Source organism: Actinokineospora enzanensis DSM 44649 (assembly GCF_000374445.1).
Classification (GTDB): domain Bacteria; phylum Actinomycetota; class Actinomycetes; order Mycobacteriales; family Pseudonocardiaceae; genus Actinokineospora; species Actinokineospora enzanensis.
In genome coordinates this window covers 16,454-33,674 of the sequence record NZ_KB894431.1, presented here as the reverse complement: position 1 = coordinate 33,674, position 17,221 = coordinate 16,454, and the positions used below count along the sequence as shown (strand labels likewise).

The window sequence follows — 17,221 nt, the reverse complement described above, 5'->3', positions numbered from 1 at the left end:
TGTCGGGGTGGTCAGCGGGCGGGGACGACCATCGGCGTGCCGGTCACCGGGTCGGGCACCACCACGCAGGGCAGCTCGAAGACCTTGGTGATCAGGGCGGCGTCGACGACCCGCGACGGCGGGCCCTCGGCCACCACCTGCCCGTCGCGCATGGCCACGACGTGGTCGGCGTAGCGGCAGGCCTGGTTGATGTCGTGCAGCACCGCGATCACGGTGCGGCCCTGGTCGCGCAGGCCTGCCAGCAGCTCCAGCAGCTGGTACTGGTGGGCGATGTCGAGGAACGACGTCGGCTCGTCGAGCAGCAGGTGCGTGGTGCGCTGCGCGAGCACCAGCGCGATCCACACCCGTTGCCGCTGCCCGCCGGACAGTTCGTGCACCGGCCGGTCGGCGAGATCGGCCACACCCGCCGCGGTCATCGCCTCGGCGACGCAGTGCTCGTCCTCGTCCGACCAGGTCGACAGCAGCGACTGGTACGGGAAGCGACCGCGTGCGACCAGCGCGCGCACCCGCACGTCCTCGGGGGCGATCGGTTCCTGCGGCAGGAAACCCAGCGCGCGCGCCAGTTCCTTGTTCGGGTAGGACCGCACGTCCCGACCGTCGAGCAGGACCACACCCGCGCTGGGGCGCAGCAGCCGGACGAACGCGCGCAGCAGCGTCGACTTGCCGCACGCGTTCGGGCCGACCACGGCGGTGAACGCGCCGTCGGGCACGTCCACCGACAGCCGGGTGGAGACCACCCGGTCGTCGTAGCGCAGGGTAAGGTCCCGCGCGGACAGGCGGGCGCTCACGTGCGCCCGACCTTCCTGGCCAGCAGCCAGATCAGGTAGATGCCGCCGACGACGGTGCTGACCACGCCCGCGGGCAGCGAGACCGGCGCGAGCAGCACCTGGGCGAGCAGGTCGGTGGCCAGCAACAGGACCGCGCCGGTCAGCGCGGCCGGGAGCACCGGCACGCCCGGCGCGGCGACCAGCCGTCTGCCGATCTGCGGGGCGGCCAGGGCGATGAACGCGATCGGCCCGGCCACCGCGGTGACCGTGGCCGTGCAGCCCACGCCGATGAACACCAGCTGCAACCGCAGCCGGTCCAGCCCGACGCCGGTGGCGATCGCGACCTCCCGGCCCAGGTCGGCCTGCTGCGCGGACCGCGCCCGGGACGCCAGCAGGGCCAGCAGGACGCCGATGACGGCGAACGGGACGCCCACGTCGTCCCAGCCGATCCCGTTGAGCGAGCCCGCGCTCCAGCCGACGGCGGCGATGGCGATCTCCAGGTCGGCGCGCAGCACGATCCAGGAGTTGACCGCGGTCAGCATGGCGTTGACCGCGATGCCGACCACCACCAGCCGCAGCCCGAACACGCCGCCGGAGCGGGAGAGCAGGTAGACCACGGCCGCCGCCACCAGACCACCCAGCACGGCACCGGTGACCAGCTGGCCGGACGTGCCGGACAGCACGGTGAGCGCGACCAGCGCGCCGGTGTAGGCGCCCGCGTCGAGGCCGATGACCTCCGGGCTGCCCAGCGGGTTGCGGGTGAGGCCCTGGAAGATCGCCCCGGCCGCGCCGAGCGCGGCGCCGAAGACCGCGGCGGCGAGCACCCGGGGCAGGCGCCACTGGCGGATCACCACGGCGGACTCGCCGTGGCCGCCGGTCAGCGCGGCGAACACCTTGGCCGGGCTCGCCCAGACGGCACCGTGGCACAGGCCCAGCAGGATCAGACCGGCGATCACGACCAGCGCGACGACGGTGACGACGAGGGTGCGGCGCTCGACGCGGACCGAGAAACGGCCGCGGCGCAGGACGACGGCGGTCACAGCGGCGCCGCCCCGTACCGGCGGACGGCCCAGATGAGCACCGGCGCGCCGAGGAACGCGGTCACGAAGGCCACCGGAACCTCGCCGGTCGGCAGCAGCACCCGCGACCCGACGTCGGACACCAGCAGCAGGATCGGACCCAGCACGGCGGCGTAGGCGACCAGCCACGGCACCGAGCCGCCCGCCACCCGGCGGGCCAGGTGCGGCACGATCAGGCCGACGAACAGGATCGGCCCGGCGATCGCGGTCGCCGCCCCGGCCAGCACGGTGATCAGCACCAGCGCGCCCGCCCGGATCGCGACCACGTTCGCGCCCAGGCTGCGCGCGACCGTCTCGCCGAGCGCGACGGCGTCCAGCTGCCTGCTCAGCAGCACGGCACCCACCAGCGCCAGGCCGATGGCCAGCAACGGCAGCAGCATCGGCGACTGCTCCCGCCCGGCCAGCGAGCCCACCGCCCAGAACCGGTACGCGTCGAAGACGTCCGGCAGCAACAGCCGCGTCCCCAGCGACACACCGGACAGCACCGCGCTCAGCGCCACCCCGGTGAGCACCAGCCGCAGCGGTGAACCCCGGCCAACCGCGTGCACGATCACGGTCGCCAGCACCGAACCGGCCACCGCCAGCATCAGCTCCCCCGCGCCCGTGGCGGTCAGCCCGGCCGCGGACCCGAGGGTGATGGCGAACCCGGCGCCGGTGGTGACGCCGAGGATTCCCGGCTCGGCCAACGGGTTGCGCGAGATCGTCTGCACCAGTACGCCCGCCACGCCCAGCGCGGCGCCCACCCCGACGGCGAGCAACGCGCGGGGCGCGCGGATGTGGCGCACCACCGCGTCGTCACCGGTGCCCGTCGGGGCGAACAACGCGCGCAGCACGGCCGCGGGGGCGATGGCGTGCGCACCGACGCCGACGCTGACCACCGCCACCGCGGCCAGCACGACCAGCGCCACGACGAGCCACGCCCGGCGCGTCCCCGATCGGGGACGCGCGGGCGCGGCGTGGACGGTGGTCACGAGGTCAGCAGCGGGGCGAGCGCCTGGTCGGCCGCGTCGGCGGTGGCCATGGCCGAGCCGTAGGTCGCGGCCTCGGTGTAGCGCAGCGGATAGATCTTGCCTGCCTTGACCGCGGGCAGCCCCTTCCACAGCTCCGAGTCCAGCACGTACCGCACGCCCTTGGGGACGGAGCCGTCGGCGCTGACCGTGTAGGTGATCACGTCGGCCGCGGCGAAGGCGGACGGCAGCTCCTCGATCGAGGGGTACTCGCTGACCGCCTTGGAGCCGGTGCCCTTCACCTTGACCTCGCCGTAGTAGTTCGCGCCCAGGTCCTGGGCGACGTTGGTGCCCCAGGAGCCGTTGAACTCGCGCTGGAAGTTGCCGTTGGCGACCTCGCCGTACGCGCCCAGGTGCGCGAACTTGAGCTTGGGCAGGACCCCGGCGTACTTGGCGGCCAGCTGCTTCGTCTTGTCCACGTAGGCGGCACGGACGGTGTCGAAGGTGGCCAGCGCGCCCGCCGCGTCGGCCTGCTTGCGGGAGAGGTCCCGCCACGCCGACGGGAGCGAGGGGCCCAGCGCGACGACCGGGGCGATCGCCCGCAGCCGGTCGAGGTCGATGTCGGCGAGCACCGGCTTGGGCACACCGATCACGATCAGGTCGGGCTCGGCCTGGGCGATCGCCTCGTAGTTGGTCTCCGCGGCGGACTCGCCTGCCACCTTGGCCAGCCTGTCGTAGGCGGCGCGGTCCTTGGCGGACATCATCGGCAGCCCCCGCTGCCAGGTGGAGATCCCGACCAGCGGCGCGCCCGCCTCCAGCAGGGCCGGGACGGCGTACCCGGTGGCGACGACGCGTTTCGGCGCGACCGGGATGGTGATGTCGCCGTTGTCGGCGGTGAAGACCCGGGTGGCCCCCGAGGGCGCGGCGGGCTCGGCGGCACCGGAGTCGCACCCCGCGACCAGGCCGACGATGAGCACGAGCGCACCCGTGACGCGGGCGAGTGTGGGAACTGGCATTGACTTCCTCAGCAGGTTGATCGTGGAGCCGGGGTGGTGGCGGCAATCAGCGGGGTGTGGTGGGTGGGGAATCAGCGGGGTGTGGTGGGTGGGGAATCAGCGGGGTGTGGTGGGTGGGGAATCAGCACTGTGTGGTGGGAGTGCAGTCAGCCGGGGGTCTTGGGCCGGGTGTGGTGGGGTCTGTGAGGCTTAGTCGTGGTCGTCGTCGAAGTCGGCGACGCCACGCTTCCAGTAGCCGGTGATGTCGTGGTCGGCCTTGTCCAGGCCCAGCTCGTCCCGGACCCAGCGGCGCAACGGTTTGATCGCGCCCGCCTCGCCCGCGACCCACACGTAGACCCGCTCGCCCTCGGGGACACGGACCTCCCGGACCGCGCGGTCGAGCAGCCCGGGGTCACCGGGCTCGGCGCCGTCGTGGTGCAGCCAGCACACCTCGATGCCCTCGGGCGCGTGCAGGTCGATGTGCTCGCCCGCGTCGGCGACCTCGATGAACGCCCAGCCACGCGCGGTACGGGGCAGTTCCTCCAGCCAGCGGGCGATGGCGGGCAACGCGGTCAGGTCTCCCGCGAGCAGGTAGCGGTCGTAGTTGTGCGGGACGATCAACCCGCCGGGCGGGCCCGCCACGTGCACGACCGTGCCGGGTTCGACGGTGCGCGCCCACTCGCTGCCCAGTCCGCCCGGGTGCAGGGCGATGTCCAGGTCGAGCTCGCCGGTGGCCGGGTCGTAGCGGCGCACCGTGTACTCGCGGGAGGTCGGCGACGGCTTGGGCCAGCGCAGCATGTCGCCGTTCGGCTCGGGCAGGCGCAGGCCGCCGTCCTGGTCCGGGAACAGCACCTTGACGTGCTCGTCCGGCGCGTGCGCCTCGAACCCGTCGGTCCCCGGGCCGCCCAGGGTGACCCGCAGCAGGCCGGACCCGACCATGGTCGTGCGCAGCACCGTCGCGGCACGCACCCGGATCGGGTAGCCGACCTTCTCCGCCGACGTGCCCGCGCGGACCTCGGCGATCCGCTCGCGGTGGCGGTGCCGGTGGTCGACCCGGTTCACGCGTCCGCCCCGCCGACGAGCCGGGTCCAGCGGTCCAGCCGGGGTTCCTCGGCCAGGTCGGCGAACTCGACCGCGGGCGCGCCCGCCGCCCGCCAGCGCTCGACCAGGGCCATGGTGCGCACGGAGTCCAGGCCAAGGTCGAGCAGGTCGGCGTCCGGGGTCACCTCGGCCGGTGCGCAGCCGAGCACCTCGGCGATGTCCGCCCGCAGGCGGTCGCCGGTCAGGGCGCCGTCCGGCTCGGGGGCGCTCATCGCCGGACCCCCGCCGCGAACGGCGCAGACAGCTCGGTCAGCGTGTCGGCGGTGGTGATCACGGCGCCGCAGCACTGCGCGACGTACTCGCAGGCCCGGTCGTGGTGCGCGCGGGAGAAGTCGGCCACGGCGTCGGCGACCAGGAACGGCCGCACGTCGCGCATGAACGCCTCCACCGCGGTGGCCTGGCAGCCGATGTGCGCGTAGACGCCGGTGATCAGCAGCTGGTCGCGGCCCGCGGCGGCGAGCCGCTCGATCAGCGAGGTGCGCTGGAACGCGCTGTAGCGCCACTTGGTCAGCACGGTGTCACCGGGCCGCGCGGCGAGCTCGGTGACGATGTCGGCGGCGCGCGGGTCGCGGTCGATGACCGCGCCGATGCCCTGGCCCCAGAACTCGGTGAGCAGGCCGCGGTCCTCGGCGGCCTGCCTGCCCGGCTGGGCGGTGTAGATCACCGGGATCTTCGCCTCGCGCGCCGCGTCGAGCAGGACGGCGATGTTGGCGAGCATCCGCGGGATGGGCGCGCCCGCGAAGGGGGCGAGGAAGTAGCGCTGGGTGTCGTGCACCAGCAGCGCCGCCCGCGCCGGGTCGGGCCGCCAGTCGACCCGGCCCGCGGGCAGCTCGGCCGCCGTGGGCAGCGGGTAGTCATCGATCCTGGGCAACGGCACGGGTCACGCCTCCCTCACGAGGGCGGCCAGTGCCGCCCGCAGTTCACGTTTGCTGGTCTTGCCGACACCGGTCACCGGGAACGCCGCGACGACCTGCACCAGGTCGGGCACCTTGAACGCGGCGACCCCGCGCTCGCGGACGAACCGGCGCAACGCGGGCGCGGTGGGCGCGGCGCCCGCGACCGGCACGACGTAGGCGCAGGTGCGCTCGCCCAGGTACGCGTCCGGCACGGCGACGACGGCGGCGTCGAGCACGTCGGGGTGCGCCATCAGGTGGTCCTCGACCTCCTCGGCGGCGACCTTCTCCCCGCCCCGGTTGATCTGCTCCTTGGCCCGGCCGACGACCTCCAGGTGCCCGGTCGGGCCGCGCCGCACGAGGTCCCCGGTGCGGTAGAAGCCGTCCGGGGTGAACGCGTGGGCGTTGTGCTCGGCCGCCCGGTAGTAGCCGCGGATCGTGTACGGGCCGCGGGTCAGCAGCGCGCCGGTCTCCCCCGCCTGCACGAGGTCGTCGGAGGCCGCCGCCGGGTCGTCCGGGTCGACCACGCGGACCTCGTCGTCCGGCGAGATCGGGCGGCCCTGGGTGCCCAGCACCAGCTCGTCCGGGTCGTCGAGGCGGGTGTAGCAGACCAGCCCCTCGGCCATGCCGAACACCTGCTGCAGCCGCACGCCCAGCGCGGGTCCGATCCGTTCGGCCAGCTCGCGGCCGCACTTGGCGCCGCCGACGAGCAGGACGTCCAAAGTGGACAGGTCATGCTCGGTGCGCGCGGCCGCCTGCACCCAGGTGGCGGCCAGCGGCGGCACCACGCCGGTGATCGTCACGCCCTCGCGCTCGATCAGCCGGAACGCGGTGTCGGCGTCCGGACGCGGGCAGAGCACGACCTTCGCGCCCACGTGCAGCGCGCCCAGGATGCCGGGCGAGCTGAGCGGGTAGTTGTGCGCGGCGGGCAGGGCGGCGAGATACACGCTGTCCGGACGCAACGCGCAGATGCGGGCGCTCTCGCGGACGCTGTAGAGATAGTCGTCGTGGGTGCGCGGGATCAGCTTCGGCAGACCGGTACTGCCGCCGGAAAGCTGCAGGAACGCCACGCCCGACGGGTCGGGGTCGGGCAGCTCGCGCGCGGTTGTCGCGGCCAGGTCGTCGAACTCGGGCGACCCCACCACGTGCACCTGGCGCACCGAAGGAACTTCTGCGGCCACGGCGTGCGCGAGGGCCGCGTGGTCGTGCCGCTCGTGCGTGTCCACGGTGAGGATCACGGCTGCCTCGCTCTGCTCCGCGAAGTGGCGCAGCTCGGTGTGCCGGTGGGCGGGCAGCGCGAACACCGGCCAGGCGCCCGCGCGCCACAGCCCGAACAGCGCCGGGACGAACTCGGGCACGTTCGGCAGCTGCACGACCACCCGCTCGCCCGCGCGGATCCCGGCATCGGCCAGTCCCGCCGCGATCCGGTGGGCGCGCCGGTCGAGTTCGGCGTAGTCCCAGCGGCTGGTGACGCCGTCGCGTTCGCCCACCACGGCGGTGCGGGTCGCGTGCGCCTCGGCCAGCGCGGTGAGCCACGCGCCGAAGGTCTGCCCGCGCCAGTGACCCGCCGCGCGGTAACGGGCGGCGACCTCCGGGGGCCACGGGGTGTGGTCGAGGGTCACCGCGGCTCCTCCGCGCCGAGTGCCCGCAGCAGGGTGCGGAACTTCGCGCCGGTCTCGGCCACCTCCGAGTCCGGGTCCGAGCCCGCGACGATCCCGGCACCCGCGAACAGGCGCACCGCCGCGTCGCAGACCTCGGCGCAGCGGATGGTGACCACCCACTCGCCGTCGCCGCGCAGGTCGGTCCAGCCGACCAGGCCGGTGAAGTAGCCGCGGTCGAGCGGCTCCAGGTCGGCGATCGCGTCGCGCGCCCGGTCGACGGGCACCCCGCACACCGCGGGCGTGGGGTGCAGCGCCTCGGCCAACGCCAGCGCGGAGGCGCCCGGATCGGTCGGATCGGCGAGCCTGCCGGTGATCCTGGTGGAGAGGTGCCACATGGTCGGCGTGCCGATCACGGTGGGTTCGGGCACGTCGAGCTCGGAGCAGAACCGGGCGAGCACCCCCGCGACCCCGGCGGCGACGTGCGCGTGCTCGGCCCGGTCCTTGGCCGAGGCCAGCAATGCGGCACGGCGCCTGCGGTTCTCGTGCTCGTCGGCCACCCGCGGCGCCGACCCGGCCAGCGGGTTGGCCACCACCTCGGCGCCGCGCCGGGACACCAGCAGCTCGGGGCTGGCGCCGACCAGCGTGCGCGGGGCGGGATCGCCGGGCGCGCTGACGTCGACGGCGAAGGCGTGCGCGGCGGGATCGGCGCGCACCAGCCGGGCGAGCAGCGCGGGCACCGCGACGGGAGTGTCGGCGAGCAGGTCGAGACACCGCCCCAGCACGACCTTGTCCAGCTCGCCGCCGCCGATCAGCTCCAGCGAGCGGCGCACGGCGTCGGCGTAGTGGGCCGGTCCCGGCCGGGGGGTGATCGTCCAGTCGGGTACCGCCGCCGCGCCGGTGGGGCCATCGCCAACGGGGGCGCAGGCCCGGCGGACGAGCGCGGGCACGACCAGGCTGGCCGGACCGTCCGGGCGGAAACCGATGGCGCCCACCACCACGGGGTCGTCGACACCCGCGCGGGCCGCGGCCGCCAACGCCGCGCGCGCGGCCGCGGCGCGGTCGCCGTCACCGGCCTCCACCGGGGCGTGCACGCCGTCGGCGAGCAGCGAGCCGTGCGCGGAGGAGTAGTAGAACGAGCCGGGCAGGTACGCGGATAACAGGTCCGCCGCCCGGTGGACGGGGCGGGGACGCACCAGGACAGCAGGAGACACGTCGGGTTTCCCTTTCGTGAAAGCGGTTCGGGACATGGGCCGGGCGGCATTCGGGGAGCGCCCTCACCTCGCGCCGATCCGCTCGTGCGACTCGGCTAACCGAGCGGAAGGCCGAACGCGCGTCCGCGGCCCGGACAGCTCAGGCGCACAGGGTGGCACCGCCGTCCACGTAGAGGTTCTGCATGGTGATGTGCCGCGCCTGGTCGGAGGCCAGGAAGACCACCGCGTCGGCCACGTCGGCCGGATCCGCGATGCGTCGCAACGGGATCCCGACGCGGAACTGCGCCGGGTCGCCCGCGATGACGCGCTCGGGTCCGTTGCCGTCGGTCCACAGCGCGCGCTGCATCGCGGTGTCAGTCGAGCCGGGCGAGACGATGTTGCAGCGCACGCCCGACCCGGCGAGTTCGAGGCCGAGACACCGGGTGAGCATCGTGGCGGCGGCCTTGGACGCCGCGTAGGCGGCCATCCCGGTGCGCGGCACACCGGCCGCGTTCGAGCCGACGGTGACCAGCGCCCCGCGCCCGCGCTGCACCATCCGGCGGGAGATCTCCCGCAGCACGAAGAACACCCCGGTCGAGTTGACCGCGAAGGTCCGCGCCCAGTCCTCGGCGCGGGTCGCGCCGACGGAGGCCGGGTGCAGCACGCCCGCCGCGGAGACGCCGATGTCGAGCGGGCCGAGATCGCGCTCCACCTCGTCCACCACCCGGGCGAACGCCTGCTGGTCGGTGACGTCGACCGGGAACGGCACCACCGCGCCGCCGGTCCGGTCCACGACCTCCTTGAGCCCGTCCACGTCGATGTCGACAGCCGCGACGGCGACCCCCTCGCGGGCCAGTGCCTCCGCGATGGCGGCACCGATCCCACGCGCGGCACCGGTGACCAGCGCGATACGACCGGACAACCCCGTCACCCCAGCCACCGCTGTCTCCTTCCGACGATTTAGCCTCCCCTAAGTTAGCTATTACGGCCGGATCACGCGAGAGGTGTGTCGCTGCTCTCATCCACATTTTTGCCGGTTGCGTCCGGTTCCGGTTTCCCTTTACCATCCAACCTTCGCCAAGGCGAGCACTTTCGACGTTGCCAGAACTCCGCCCCCGGCCTGCCGGTCCACTCGCACGTTCCCACTACCGGATCCCCTGCCGCGCGCGAGAAAGCGGCGCGCCACCGGTCACATTGTCTCATTCGGACAGTCGACACGGTCGAACCCCGTCCGCGTCGGGACCGATCGGAGTCCATAAAGGACGTAAATTGAGCGGGTTCCGCGCCATTCCGGTTCCGCCTGTTCGGCCGCCACCGAATCGTTCCCGGGATATCCAGGGCAATCATGTGTTCGGGTGCGACAGTCCACTCATGACATCCGGCTCGCCCTCGGACGACGTGCGGCTCCGGTCATCGCCCCGGGTCGGGGGTGCAGACGGTCAGGAACGACCTGCGGTTCTCCCGCTGCACATCCGACGCGTCCAGCCAGCCGCGCGAGCCGAACAGGTAGCTACCGGACGGGTGCCGGGCCGACTCGCGCAGTACCTGGGCGACGTCGACCCTGGCGCCGTTCGCCACCGGGCCGTCGACGGAGAAGTTGACCGAGGCCGCCGTGGTCCAGTCGTAGTCGGCGGGCAGGGGCTGTCGGACCTGGAGCGGGTCGCCGGTGTCCGGAGCGGATCCCCCGGCGGTCCGCAGCAGGTCCATGTGCTCCACCGTCACCCCCGGTCGGGGCGCGGTCCACTCCTGTTCCGCGCTCTTCGCGGTGCCGGAGTCGAAGATCAGCCGCAGGCCGGTGACACCGTCGCACGGGGTGCCCGTCCACAGCTTCAGGACGCCGTCGTCGACCCGGAACCCGGCCGCCGGGGGCAGTGACGGCGCGAACTGGGCCTTGGTGTCACACGCCGTGGTCAGCGCGGCCACGAGCAGGACTGCACCGGCCACGCGCGATCGGCTAGCGATACCCGCCATCGGACAGTCCCGCGTCTTCCTCGGTCTCGTTGCCACCGGTGATCTTGCGTCGTCCCCGCTGATGTTCGTCGGCATCAGGAAGTACGACTTGAAGGTGCCGTCGCCGTCCTCGTCCTCGCGGATCTCCTCCATTCCGTCGAGCACCCGGAAATCGTCCGGCGTGATGTGGTGGTCGGTGATCATCTGCTTGATGGTGTCGACCGACACGCCCCGGCGCACCGCGTTCTCCAGCCACTGCCGGTAGTGGCCGGACGCGGGCGGACCGGTGAGCAGCCCGGCGTCGCGCAGCGCCTGCTCCATCTCGATCACCTGGGCCTCGATCTCCCCGTTCTTACGGGCGTCGGCCAGGGTGTTCGCCCCGTGGTCGCCGATCTTGCGTTCCTGTGCGAGCCGCATCACCTGGGCGAGAGCCGAGTCGATGTTCTTCGCGGTGGCGAGTATCGCCTTGGTTTCCTGCTCCAGCTGCTTCCGGATCGTCTCGCGGTGCTGTCGGGCCTCGGCCCGGTCCTCGGCCTCGACCCGCGACCTCGGCGGCGGGTCGGCGGGTTTGTCGTCCACGATCGAGCCGTCGGCGGCGATGCGGAACTGATAGGTACCGGCCAGGGAATCGTTGTTGGCGACCCGGGATTTCAGGGTGGAAACGTCGTCCGACGCGGTTTGCATGGCGCGTTCGACGGCGGACAGCTCCGCGATCAGGATCTCGGCATTGTTCCGCGTCTCCCCCAGCGAATTGCGCGCCCGTTCACCCGCGGGCCCGTGCCAGTCGGGCAGTTTCCTGGCGTCGTCGAGTTCGTCCTGCAACCCGATGAGTTTGTCCCGCCGCCCGCGCAGGTTCGTGGCCGACGTATCGAGCGCATCGGCGTCCCATTGGCGGACGTCGTCGTAGCCGGTGGTCATCCCCGGAACGCCCTTTCCGCGGACTCCTCGTTCTCGGTGTACGCCTTGGCGGCCGCGGCGACCGATTCGCCCCACTGGTCGATCTCGCCCGCCCACGTCTTCCCGCGCTCGTTGAACGTCGACGCCAACGCGGGCGCGTTCGCTGCCGCGTCCCCACCCGGCAACGCCGCCGCGACGGCGTCCAGCCCGGTACCCGGGTTCACCGCCCTGGCCTGGTCGGCGGCGGATCCCGCCGCGCCTGCGGCGGCCCGTAACTGACCGATCTCGACCCCGTATCCGCTCACAGTCCGTGACCACCATCCCTGAATCGGGCATCTGGCGGCAGCGTACTGGAGGCAGACGACGAACATGGCCGATTCGGACAGAACGTCGATGACGTACGCCCCGGCCATTCCACTTGGGATGGCCGGGGCGCATCAAGGTCCACCGAGGACGGATCCCGGGTCAGGCGACCAGGCCGACGGTCGGCGCCGCCACCCGCCCGGTCCAGAACCGTTGCACGGCGGCCAGTTCCGCGGCGCTCGGCTGCGCGTTCTGGCACCGGCCACCGGCCATCACCTTCGCGCAGTTCCCGATGTCCGACGGATGGTTGAGGCTCAGGATGTGCCCGAACTCGTGCACGACGACGCGCAGCGGGGCGGCACCGGAACTGGTGATCTGGTTGCGGTAGAAGTAGATCTGGCCGCGGGTGCAGCCGACACAGCTGGAGGTGCCGGGAGCGGAACCGCTCTGGGCCGTGGTGACGGTGACCCCGCCGGGGCCCTTCACGAGTTTGACACTGGTGACGCCCGCGTTCCAGATCTGCGCGGCCTGGTCGACCTCGTCGGCCAGTTCGGCGGCGCGGCTGCTGTCGTAGTAGATGGTGCGGACCAGCGTGGTCGAGGCGACGGCCGGGGAAACCAGGGCGAACGCGGCCAGGATGCCGACGAGTGCGGCGAGGACTCTGGTGCGGGACATGGGTACAGCTCCTTTGCGCTGGGACTTTCCCAACGTAAATGCCGCTGTCTCAAGACCGGCACCCAACAGGAAGCTATAACCCTTCCCATTGTTTCCACCCGCGCGTGCGTGCGCGTGCGCCGCATCCGCGCAGGTCAGACGGCCGGGCACCGAGGCGGTCGGGCCGACGCGTCGCCCCCGCTGTAGTTTGCCCCCGTGAGCCTCCTCGACGAAGTAGCCGAACGCGACGGCTGGCGCTGCTGGGTGTGCGACGAGCCGGTCGACCCCGACATGTCGGTGAACGACCCGCGCGGCCCCAGCGTCGACAGCCGGACCGCCGACCGGAAGGCCAGGCTCCCCGAGCGGCTCGCCCACCGCGGCTGCAACACCCGCAAGGGCGCGGTCAAGGTCGTCATCGCCTGGCCGGACCGCCTGCACGTGGCCGAGCCCGCCCCGCTGATCACCGTCGCGGGACGGCTGGAGCGCAAGGGCGGCCGTGAGATGGTCGCCCGCTGCCCGACCGAGCAGGACGCGCACGAGGCCGCCGACTGGCTGGTGGACCGCTTCTCCCGACTCGTGCCGGACCTGCCGGTGACCGCGAACGTGGAGGCGGGCGGCGGCCAGTACCTCGTCATCCTGTCCACCGGCAGGCGCTGACCCGGGTCACCGGAGCAGGGCGGCCAGGATGTCGGGGCGTTCGAGCTCGGGGAAGTGCCCGGTGTCGGGGAGTCGGACGAGGCGGGCGGCGGGGGCGATCCGGGTGATGGTCTCCGGGTCGCTGTGCCGGTGGCTGGGGTCGGCGTCGCCCCAGAGGGCGAGGATGTCGGTGGCGGTGTCGATGCGGGGTGCCGGTCCGGCGAGGTAGTGCTGGAACGCTGTCGCGAGGCTGAAGGCGGCGCCTGTGCGGTCGGCCGCCGCGAAGTCGGCGAGCAGGCGGGCGCGGGTGTCCGGGGTGGCGCAGGCTCGGCGTAGCCATTGTCCGCCGAGGTTCGTGCGCACGGCGCGGAGCAGCAGTTGGCCGAGCAGTGGTGTGCGCAGGATGCCTTTCGACGCCCGGTCGAGCCGGTCGCGCCAGAAGAGCGCGGTCGGCCAGTCGGGGGCCTGGGTCAGCACGAGTCGGTGCAGCAGCGCCGGTTGTCTGGTCGCGATGTCCAGGGCGCAGTAGGCGGTTGCGCAGGGGGCGACCAGGGTGGTGTGGGTGTCGGAGAGCGTGGCGATGAACTCGGTGAGAGCGTCGCCGAGAGCGGTGAGGGTGAAGTCGTAGCCCGGCAGCGGTGTGCTGAAGCCGAAGCCCGGTAGCTCGGTCACCACGACTCGGTGGCTGTCGCGCAACCGTCCGATGAGGTCGGAGTAGGACTCGATGGTCACGGGCGGATCGGCGAGCAGGACGACCAGCGGGCGCGTGGCGTCGTCGGGGGCGGTGTCAAGGTAGCGCAGGGTCGCGGTACGGCCATGGGCGAGGAAGACCTCCGGCGGGATGGGCACACCTCGGCGGAACGGCTGCGCGCTCCACCGTCGGTCGGCTGCGGCCCCCCAGCGGTGGATCATGGTCCGCCGCGACGTCTTGGTCACTGTCCACAGTCCCTTCGGCGATAACGGAACGAACGTCCCCGCTCATGCTGGCAGCGAGGTAGCCGCGCAATCGTCTTACTCCCTCGAACCCGTCCGCGTCGGTGCCTGCAACCTGCTGGACAGCAGCAGAATCGACTCGCTTGATCGGGCCCGGCCATCGACGATGTGCGGGTGCGTACCGAAGCGACCTATCGCCTCGTCGGGGGCGGGTCCGCCCGAGCGGTCACCGAGATGCTCGGTCTCGAACCCACCATCGCGGCGGAGGTGGGTGATCGGCGTGGTCGGTCGACCGTCAGCGTCCCGTACTGGTTCCTGAGCTCCGGTCTGCCGACCGACGCGGAGCTGGCCGATCACCTGGACTGGCTGCTCGACCGGCTCGAACCCAGGCAAGCGGAGCTGTGGCGCCTGGTCGAGGCAGGCTACACCGCGGATTGGTTCTGCCTGGCCGCCTCGCACGCGACCGAGCACGCGGTGGAACTCGACCGGGCGCTGTTGGCCAGGTTGCTGGCCGTTCCCGGCGATCTCCTCATCGACGTCACGGGGGACGACTGAGGACGCCGCACGCCGAACCGCCCAGGCCGGGTGAGGGGGTGCGGTCAGGACGCGTGTCACGGTGGCCGGTGTGACGGAGGCTCGGGACAGGCCAAGGTTCCTGCGACCGCACCACCTGCGGTGGACCGGGGAACGGGATCTCGCCCACGCGATCTACGGGACGGTCGTCAGCACGGCGGCGATGGCGACCGCGGGCGCGCACAGCACGTTGGGCCGGACCGTCGCCACGGTGTCGGTCACCGTCGCCGTCTACTGGATGGCCGAACGCTACGCCGACGCGCTGGCGGCGGCCGTGCGCGGACCCCACCGGCGGGCCCGGGTCGCCCGCGCACTGCGCCAGGGGCTGCCGACGATCGAGGCCGCCTGCACGGCCCCCGTCGTGCTCGTCGCGGTCACGCTCCTCACCGGCGAGCTCCGGGCGGGCATGGTCGTCGCGCTGGGTATGTCGACCCTCATGCTCAGCGCCCTCGGCCACACCGCAGCGCGGCAGGCCGGGGCGACACGGGCGGTCGCCGTCGCCTGGGCCGCGGGCAGTGCCGCGCTCGGCGGCATCGTGATCCTGCTCAAGACTCTCCTGCACTGACGCGGTCGCACCCCCGCGCCCCACGCCCGCGGGCGTGGGGCGCGGGGGTGCGGAACCGGTCAGGGACCCTCGATGTCGCGGTAGCGCCCCAACGGCGCACCGCCGTCGCACTGCGTCTGGTTGCGGACGACCAGCGAACCCGAGTCGGTCAGCTCGAACGAGAACACGCAGCCGTCCCGGTCGACGGCCGCGGCGGGGTTGTCGACGTGCACGGAACCGACGTCGGTCCAGGAGTTGAGGTAGCCCATGTTCGGGTTGTTCTGTCGGGTCGTGCTCTGCCCGGTGCCCGCGTTCTGCGCGAACAACAGGATGCGCGCGTCCGCGATCGGGGCGGAACCCGACCACGGGCCGGGCGCGTCGCTCGCGGCGACCGCGCCGACGCCCGCGTGGCCGCCGATGCGCTCGCCGGTCGAGCTGAACGAGCCGTCCGGCCACTGCCAGGTGTGGCCGACCAGGCCCGCGTAGTCCGCGCCGGAGTTGGTGGCCAGCCGGTAGAACACGTCGAGCCTGCCGTCCTCGTTGTGCGCCACGGTGGGCGGACCGCCGGGTTCGTCCCCGGCCAGGTTCGGCTGCGCGGCAAAGCCCTGCCCCGGCGCGGCGCGCCAGCGCAGGTTCACGCCGCGGCTGCTGTCGATGGAGTAGGCGAACAGGTTGATACCGTTGTCCCGGTCGACCGCGAGCGCCACCGGGTCCTGCACGCCCGCGCCGCCGAGGTCGGCCCAGCCGGTGTTCCATCCGCCGTTGGGCACCTGCTGGGAGATCAGGCTGACACCGCCGCCGCCGTTGCGCACCGCGACGCGTTGCAGGCCGTCCGGGCCGAGCACGGTGACCGGGATGCCGACCTGGGCCTCGCTGTCCATCCCGGCGTTCGGGTTGCCCAGGGACGCCCACTGGGTGGAGAACACACCGTCCACCGCGACCTGCCAGGTGGTCACGATCTCGAACGTGTCGGCGCGGCGGGCGAACACCTGGAGCCTGCGGTCGGCGTTGCGGCCGACGCTCACACCGGGCAGCAACGGCCAGGGCGTGCTCAGCACCTCGCCGCGGCCGAACTCGCCGTCGGACCGCTGGTACCAGGTCACCAGGCGACCGCTGAGGACGGCGAACGCCTCCAGCCTGCCGTCGTTGTTGGCCCCGACCCAGGTGGTGCCGGTCGGGTACCGGTTGTACATGCGCCTGGTCCACCCCAGGTAACGCCCGTCGGTCGCCGAGGTGCGGTCGTCCCAGGCGTCGTAGGCGAGGTAGGTGGCGGCCTTCTGGTCGCGGCCGCCGTCGAGCCGGTCGGGGAGGCCGGTCAGGTTCTCCGCCCTGGTCTCGATGTTGTAGTCGTGGTAGGCGACCAGGTTGACCGCCCGGCGTCCGGTGGCGTCGGTGTGCGCCCTGGCCGCCACCGCGGCGAAGCGGGCGGTCCGGACGTGATCGGGGTGGTCCGCGCCCCGGAAGGGCTCCGGGTCCTGGGTGCGGATGACGGTCGGCCGGAAGTAGTCGAACAGTCCGCGCAGCACGTCGACGAGCCGGTCGTGGTCGTAGGTGTAGCGACCCGCGACGGTACCCCAGGTCAGCAGGGTGTTCGCGGTGCCGGTGCGCGCCCACAGCCGCTCCAGGCTGCCACCGCCGTTCGGAGCGACGTCGGAGTGCGCGTCGGCCTCCTCCGGCAGGTTCAGGAACACCAACGTCATGTCCGACTTCCCGCGCAACGTGTACTGGTCGACGACGACCGGACCCGCGCCGGTGGGGATGGACAGGCTGCCGTGGTCCCACTGGTCGGCCCGACCCGCCATCAGCGCGTACGCGGCCATGGCGCCCCGCTGCCTGCAGTAGGCGTACCGCTCCCGGGCCTGCCGTGTGCCCTTGCACTCGGCGCGTTGGGGCTGCGGCCCCCAGGCATCGGGGTTGTTGTCGTTCTCCCCGGCGGTGACGAAGATGGTCTTGACCGGTCGCCCCGTCCGGATCGAGTTCTGCAGATCGGGGTTCATGAACAGGATGTCGTCGTCCTGGTGCGCGACGACGTGGACGATCACCGGGGCCTGCCCGGCCGCCAGCGCGGGGGCGGGTCCCCCCACCACGAGCGCGGCCGACAACGTCACCCCCACCGCCGCGAGCGCGCAGATGAGCCTACTTCGCATGAACAAACCTC

Annotated in this window: 18 protein-coding genes; 3 read left to right on the top strand and 15 right to left on the bottom strand. The window is 72.9% G+C overall.

Annotation, left to right across the window (positions count from 1 at the left end; all coding sequences use genetic code 11):
- Window positions 1–11 precede the first annotated feature (11 nt).
- The 13 genes from C503_RS0127730 to C503_RS0127665 all read right to left on the bottom strand — a co-directional run bounded on the left by C503_RS0127730 (window position 12) and on the right by C503_RS0127665 (window position 12,398).
- On the bottom strand, window positions 12–788 hold the full coding sequence (locus tag C503_RS0127730) for an ABC transporter ATP-binding protein (RefSeq protein ID WP_018685483.1): 777 nt from the start codon (window positions 786–788) through the stop codon (window positions 12–14).
- The gene (locus C503_RS0127725; protein ID WP_018685482.1) at window positions 785–1,807 is read right to left on the bottom strand and encodes a FecCD family ABC transporter permease; all 1,023 of its coding nucleotides are present in this window, start codon (window positions 1,805–1,807) and stop codon (window positions 785–787) included. Before C503_RS0127725 ends, C503_RS0127730 begins: the two co-directional genes overlap by 4 nt.
- A complete protein-coding gene (locus tag C503_RS0127720) occupies window positions 1,804–2,754 on the bottom strand; it encodes a FecCD family ABC transporter permease (RefSeq protein ID WP_018685481.1) in 951 nt (316 codons plus the stop codon). The genes C503_RS0127725 and C503_RS0127720 overlap by 4 nt, the downstream gene beginning before the upstream one ends.
- 59 nt (window positions 2,755–2,813) lie before the next feature.
- Window positions 2,814–3,809 (bottom strand): ABC transporter substrate-binding protein, encoded by a 996-nt coding sequence (locus C503_RS0127715; protein ID WP_033401133.1) that lies wholly within the window; start codon window positions 3,807–3,809, stop codon window positions 2,814–2,816.
- Between the two features lie 189 nt (window positions 3,810–3,998).
- Window positions 3,999–4,850: a siderophore-interacting protein gene (locus tag C503_RS0127710; RefSeq protein ID WP_018685479.1), complete on the bottom strand. Its 852-nt coding sequence runs from the start codon at window positions 4,848–4,850 to the stop codon at window positions 3,999–4,001.
- Complete coding sequence (locus tag C503_RS0127705; RefSeq protein ID WP_018685478.1) at window positions 4,847–5,101, bottom strand: phosphopantetheine-binding protein; 255 nt, start codon at window positions 5,099–5,101, stop codon at window positions 4,847–4,849. The genes C503_RS0127710 and C503_RS0127705 overlap by 4 nt, the downstream gene beginning before the upstream one ends.
- Window positions 5,098–5,766, bottom strand: a complete 669-nt coding sequence (locus C503_RS0127700) for an isochorismatase family protein (RefSeq protein WP_018685477.1) — start codon at window positions 5,764–5,766, stop codon at window positions 5,098–5,100. Before C503_RS0127700 ends, C503_RS0127705 begins: the two co-directional genes overlap by 4 nt.
- Before the next feature lie 3 nt (window positions 5,767–5,769).
- On the bottom strand, window positions 5,770–7,404 hold the full coding sequence (locus C503_RS0127695) for a (2,3-dihydroxybenzoyl)adenylate synthase (protein WP_018685476.1): 1,635 nt from the start codon (window positions 7,402–7,404) through the stop codon (window positions 5,770–5,772).
- Entirely contained in the window at window positions 7,401–8,594 is a 1,194-nt protein-coding gene (locus C503_RS0127690; protein ID WP_026316762.1) for an isochorismate synthase, read from the bottom strand. Before C503_RS0127690 ends, C503_RS0127695 begins: the two co-directional genes overlap by 4 nt.
- A gap of 139 nt (window positions 8,595–8,733) precedes the next feature.
- Window positions 8,734–9,504 (bottom strand): 2,3-dihydro-2,3-dihydroxybenzoate dehydrogenase, encoded by a 771-nt coding sequence (locus tag C503_RS0127685; protein WP_018685474.1) that lies wholly within the window; start codon window positions 9,502–9,504, stop codon window positions 8,734–8,736.
- Window positions 9,505–9,983: 479 nt separating this feature from the next.
- Window positions 9,984–11,441 (bottom strand): WXG100 family type VII secretion target, encoded by a 1,458-nt coding sequence (locus C503_RS48110; protein ID WP_018685473.1) that lies wholly within the window; start codon window positions 11,439–11,441, stop codon window positions 9,984–9,986.
- On the bottom strand, window positions 11,438–11,725 hold the full coding sequence (locus tag C503_RS0127670) for a hypothetical protein (protein ID WP_026316761.1): 288 nt from the start codon (window positions 11,723–11,725) through the stop codon (window positions 11,438–11,440). The genes C503_RS48110 and C503_RS0127670 overlap by 4 nt, the downstream gene beginning before the upstream one ends.
- Before the next feature lie 160 nt (window positions 11,726–11,885).
- Window positions 11,886–12,398 (bottom strand): snapalysin family zinc-dependent metalloprotease, encoded by a 513-nt coding sequence (locus C503_RS0127665; RefSeq protein WP_018685471.1) that lies wholly within the window; start codon window positions 12,396–12,398, stop codon window positions 11,886–11,888.
- 195 nt (window positions 12,399–12,593) lie between these two features.
- Here C503_RS0127665 and C503_RS0127660 point away from each other — a divergent pair, with 195 nt between their 5' ends.
- Window positions 12,594–13,034: a hypothetical protein gene (locus C503_RS0127660; RefSeq protein ID WP_026316760.1), complete on the top strand. Its 441-nt coding sequence runs from the start codon at window positions 12,594–12,596 to the stop codon at window positions 13,032–13,034.
- 6 nt (window positions 13,035–13,040) lie between these two features.
- Here C503_RS0127660 and C503_RS0127655 read toward each other — a convergent pair whose 3' ends face one another.
- Window positions 13,041–13,949 (bottom strand): alpha/beta fold hydrolase, encoded by a 909-nt coding sequence (locus tag C503_RS0127655; RefSeq protein WP_018685469.1) that lies wholly within the window; start codon window positions 13,947–13,949, stop codon window positions 13,041–13,043.
- Window positions 13,950–14,120: 171 nt separating this feature from the next.
- Between C503_RS0127655 and C503_RS0127650 the strand changes: the two genes are divergently transcribed.
- Together C503_RS0127650 and C503_RS0127645 are read left to right on the top strand one after the other, a co-directional pair.
- On the top strand, window positions 14,121–14,501 hold the full coding sequence (locus C503_RS0127650; protein ID WP_018685468.1) for a DUF4279 domain-containing protein: 381 nt from the start codon (window positions 14,121–14,123) through the stop codon (window positions 14,499–14,501).
- Window positions 14,502–14,571: 70 nt separating this feature from the next.
- Window positions 14,572–15,084, top strand: a complete 513-nt coding sequence (locus C503_RS0127645) for a hypothetical protein (RefSeq protein ID WP_156893566.1) — start codon at window positions 14,572–14,574, stop codon at window positions 15,082–15,084.
- A gap of 59 nt (window positions 15,085–15,143) precedes the next feature.
- Here the strand turns inward: C503_RS0127645 and C503_RS0127640 are convergent, their stop codons facing one another.
- Window positions 15,144–17,210 carry a DUF8189 domain-containing protein gene (locus C503_RS0127640; protein WP_018685466.1) on the bottom strand — a complete coding sequence of 689 codons (2,067 nt, stop codon included), beginning with the start codon at window positions 17,208–17,210 and terminating at the stop codon, window positions 15,144–15,146.
- Window positions 17,211–17,221: the final 11 nt, after the last annotated feature.

Bases quoted from the DNA above. Each gene is read 5' to 3' on its own strand.
- C503_RS0127715 (WP_033401133.1), bottom strand. From the start codon at position 3,809: ATGCCAGTTCCCACACTCGCCCGCGTCACGGGTGCGCTCGTGCTCATC.
- C503_RS0127705 (WP_018685478.1), bottom strand. From the start codon at position 5,101: ATGAGCGCCCCCGAGCCGGACGGCGCCCTGACCGGCGACCGCCTGCGG.
- C503_RS0127640 (WP_018685466.1), bottom strand. From the start codon at position 17,210: ATGCGAAGTAGGCTCATCTGCGCGCTCGCGGCGGTGGGGGTGACGTTG.
- C503_RS0127665 (WP_018685471.1), bottom strand. From the start codon at position 12,398: ATGTCCCGCACCAGAGTCCTCGCCGCACTCGTCGGCATCCTGGCCGCG.
- C503_RS48110 (WP_018685473.1), bottom strand. From the start codon at position 11,441: ATGACCACCGGCTACGACGACGTCCGCCAATGGGACGCCGATGCGCTC.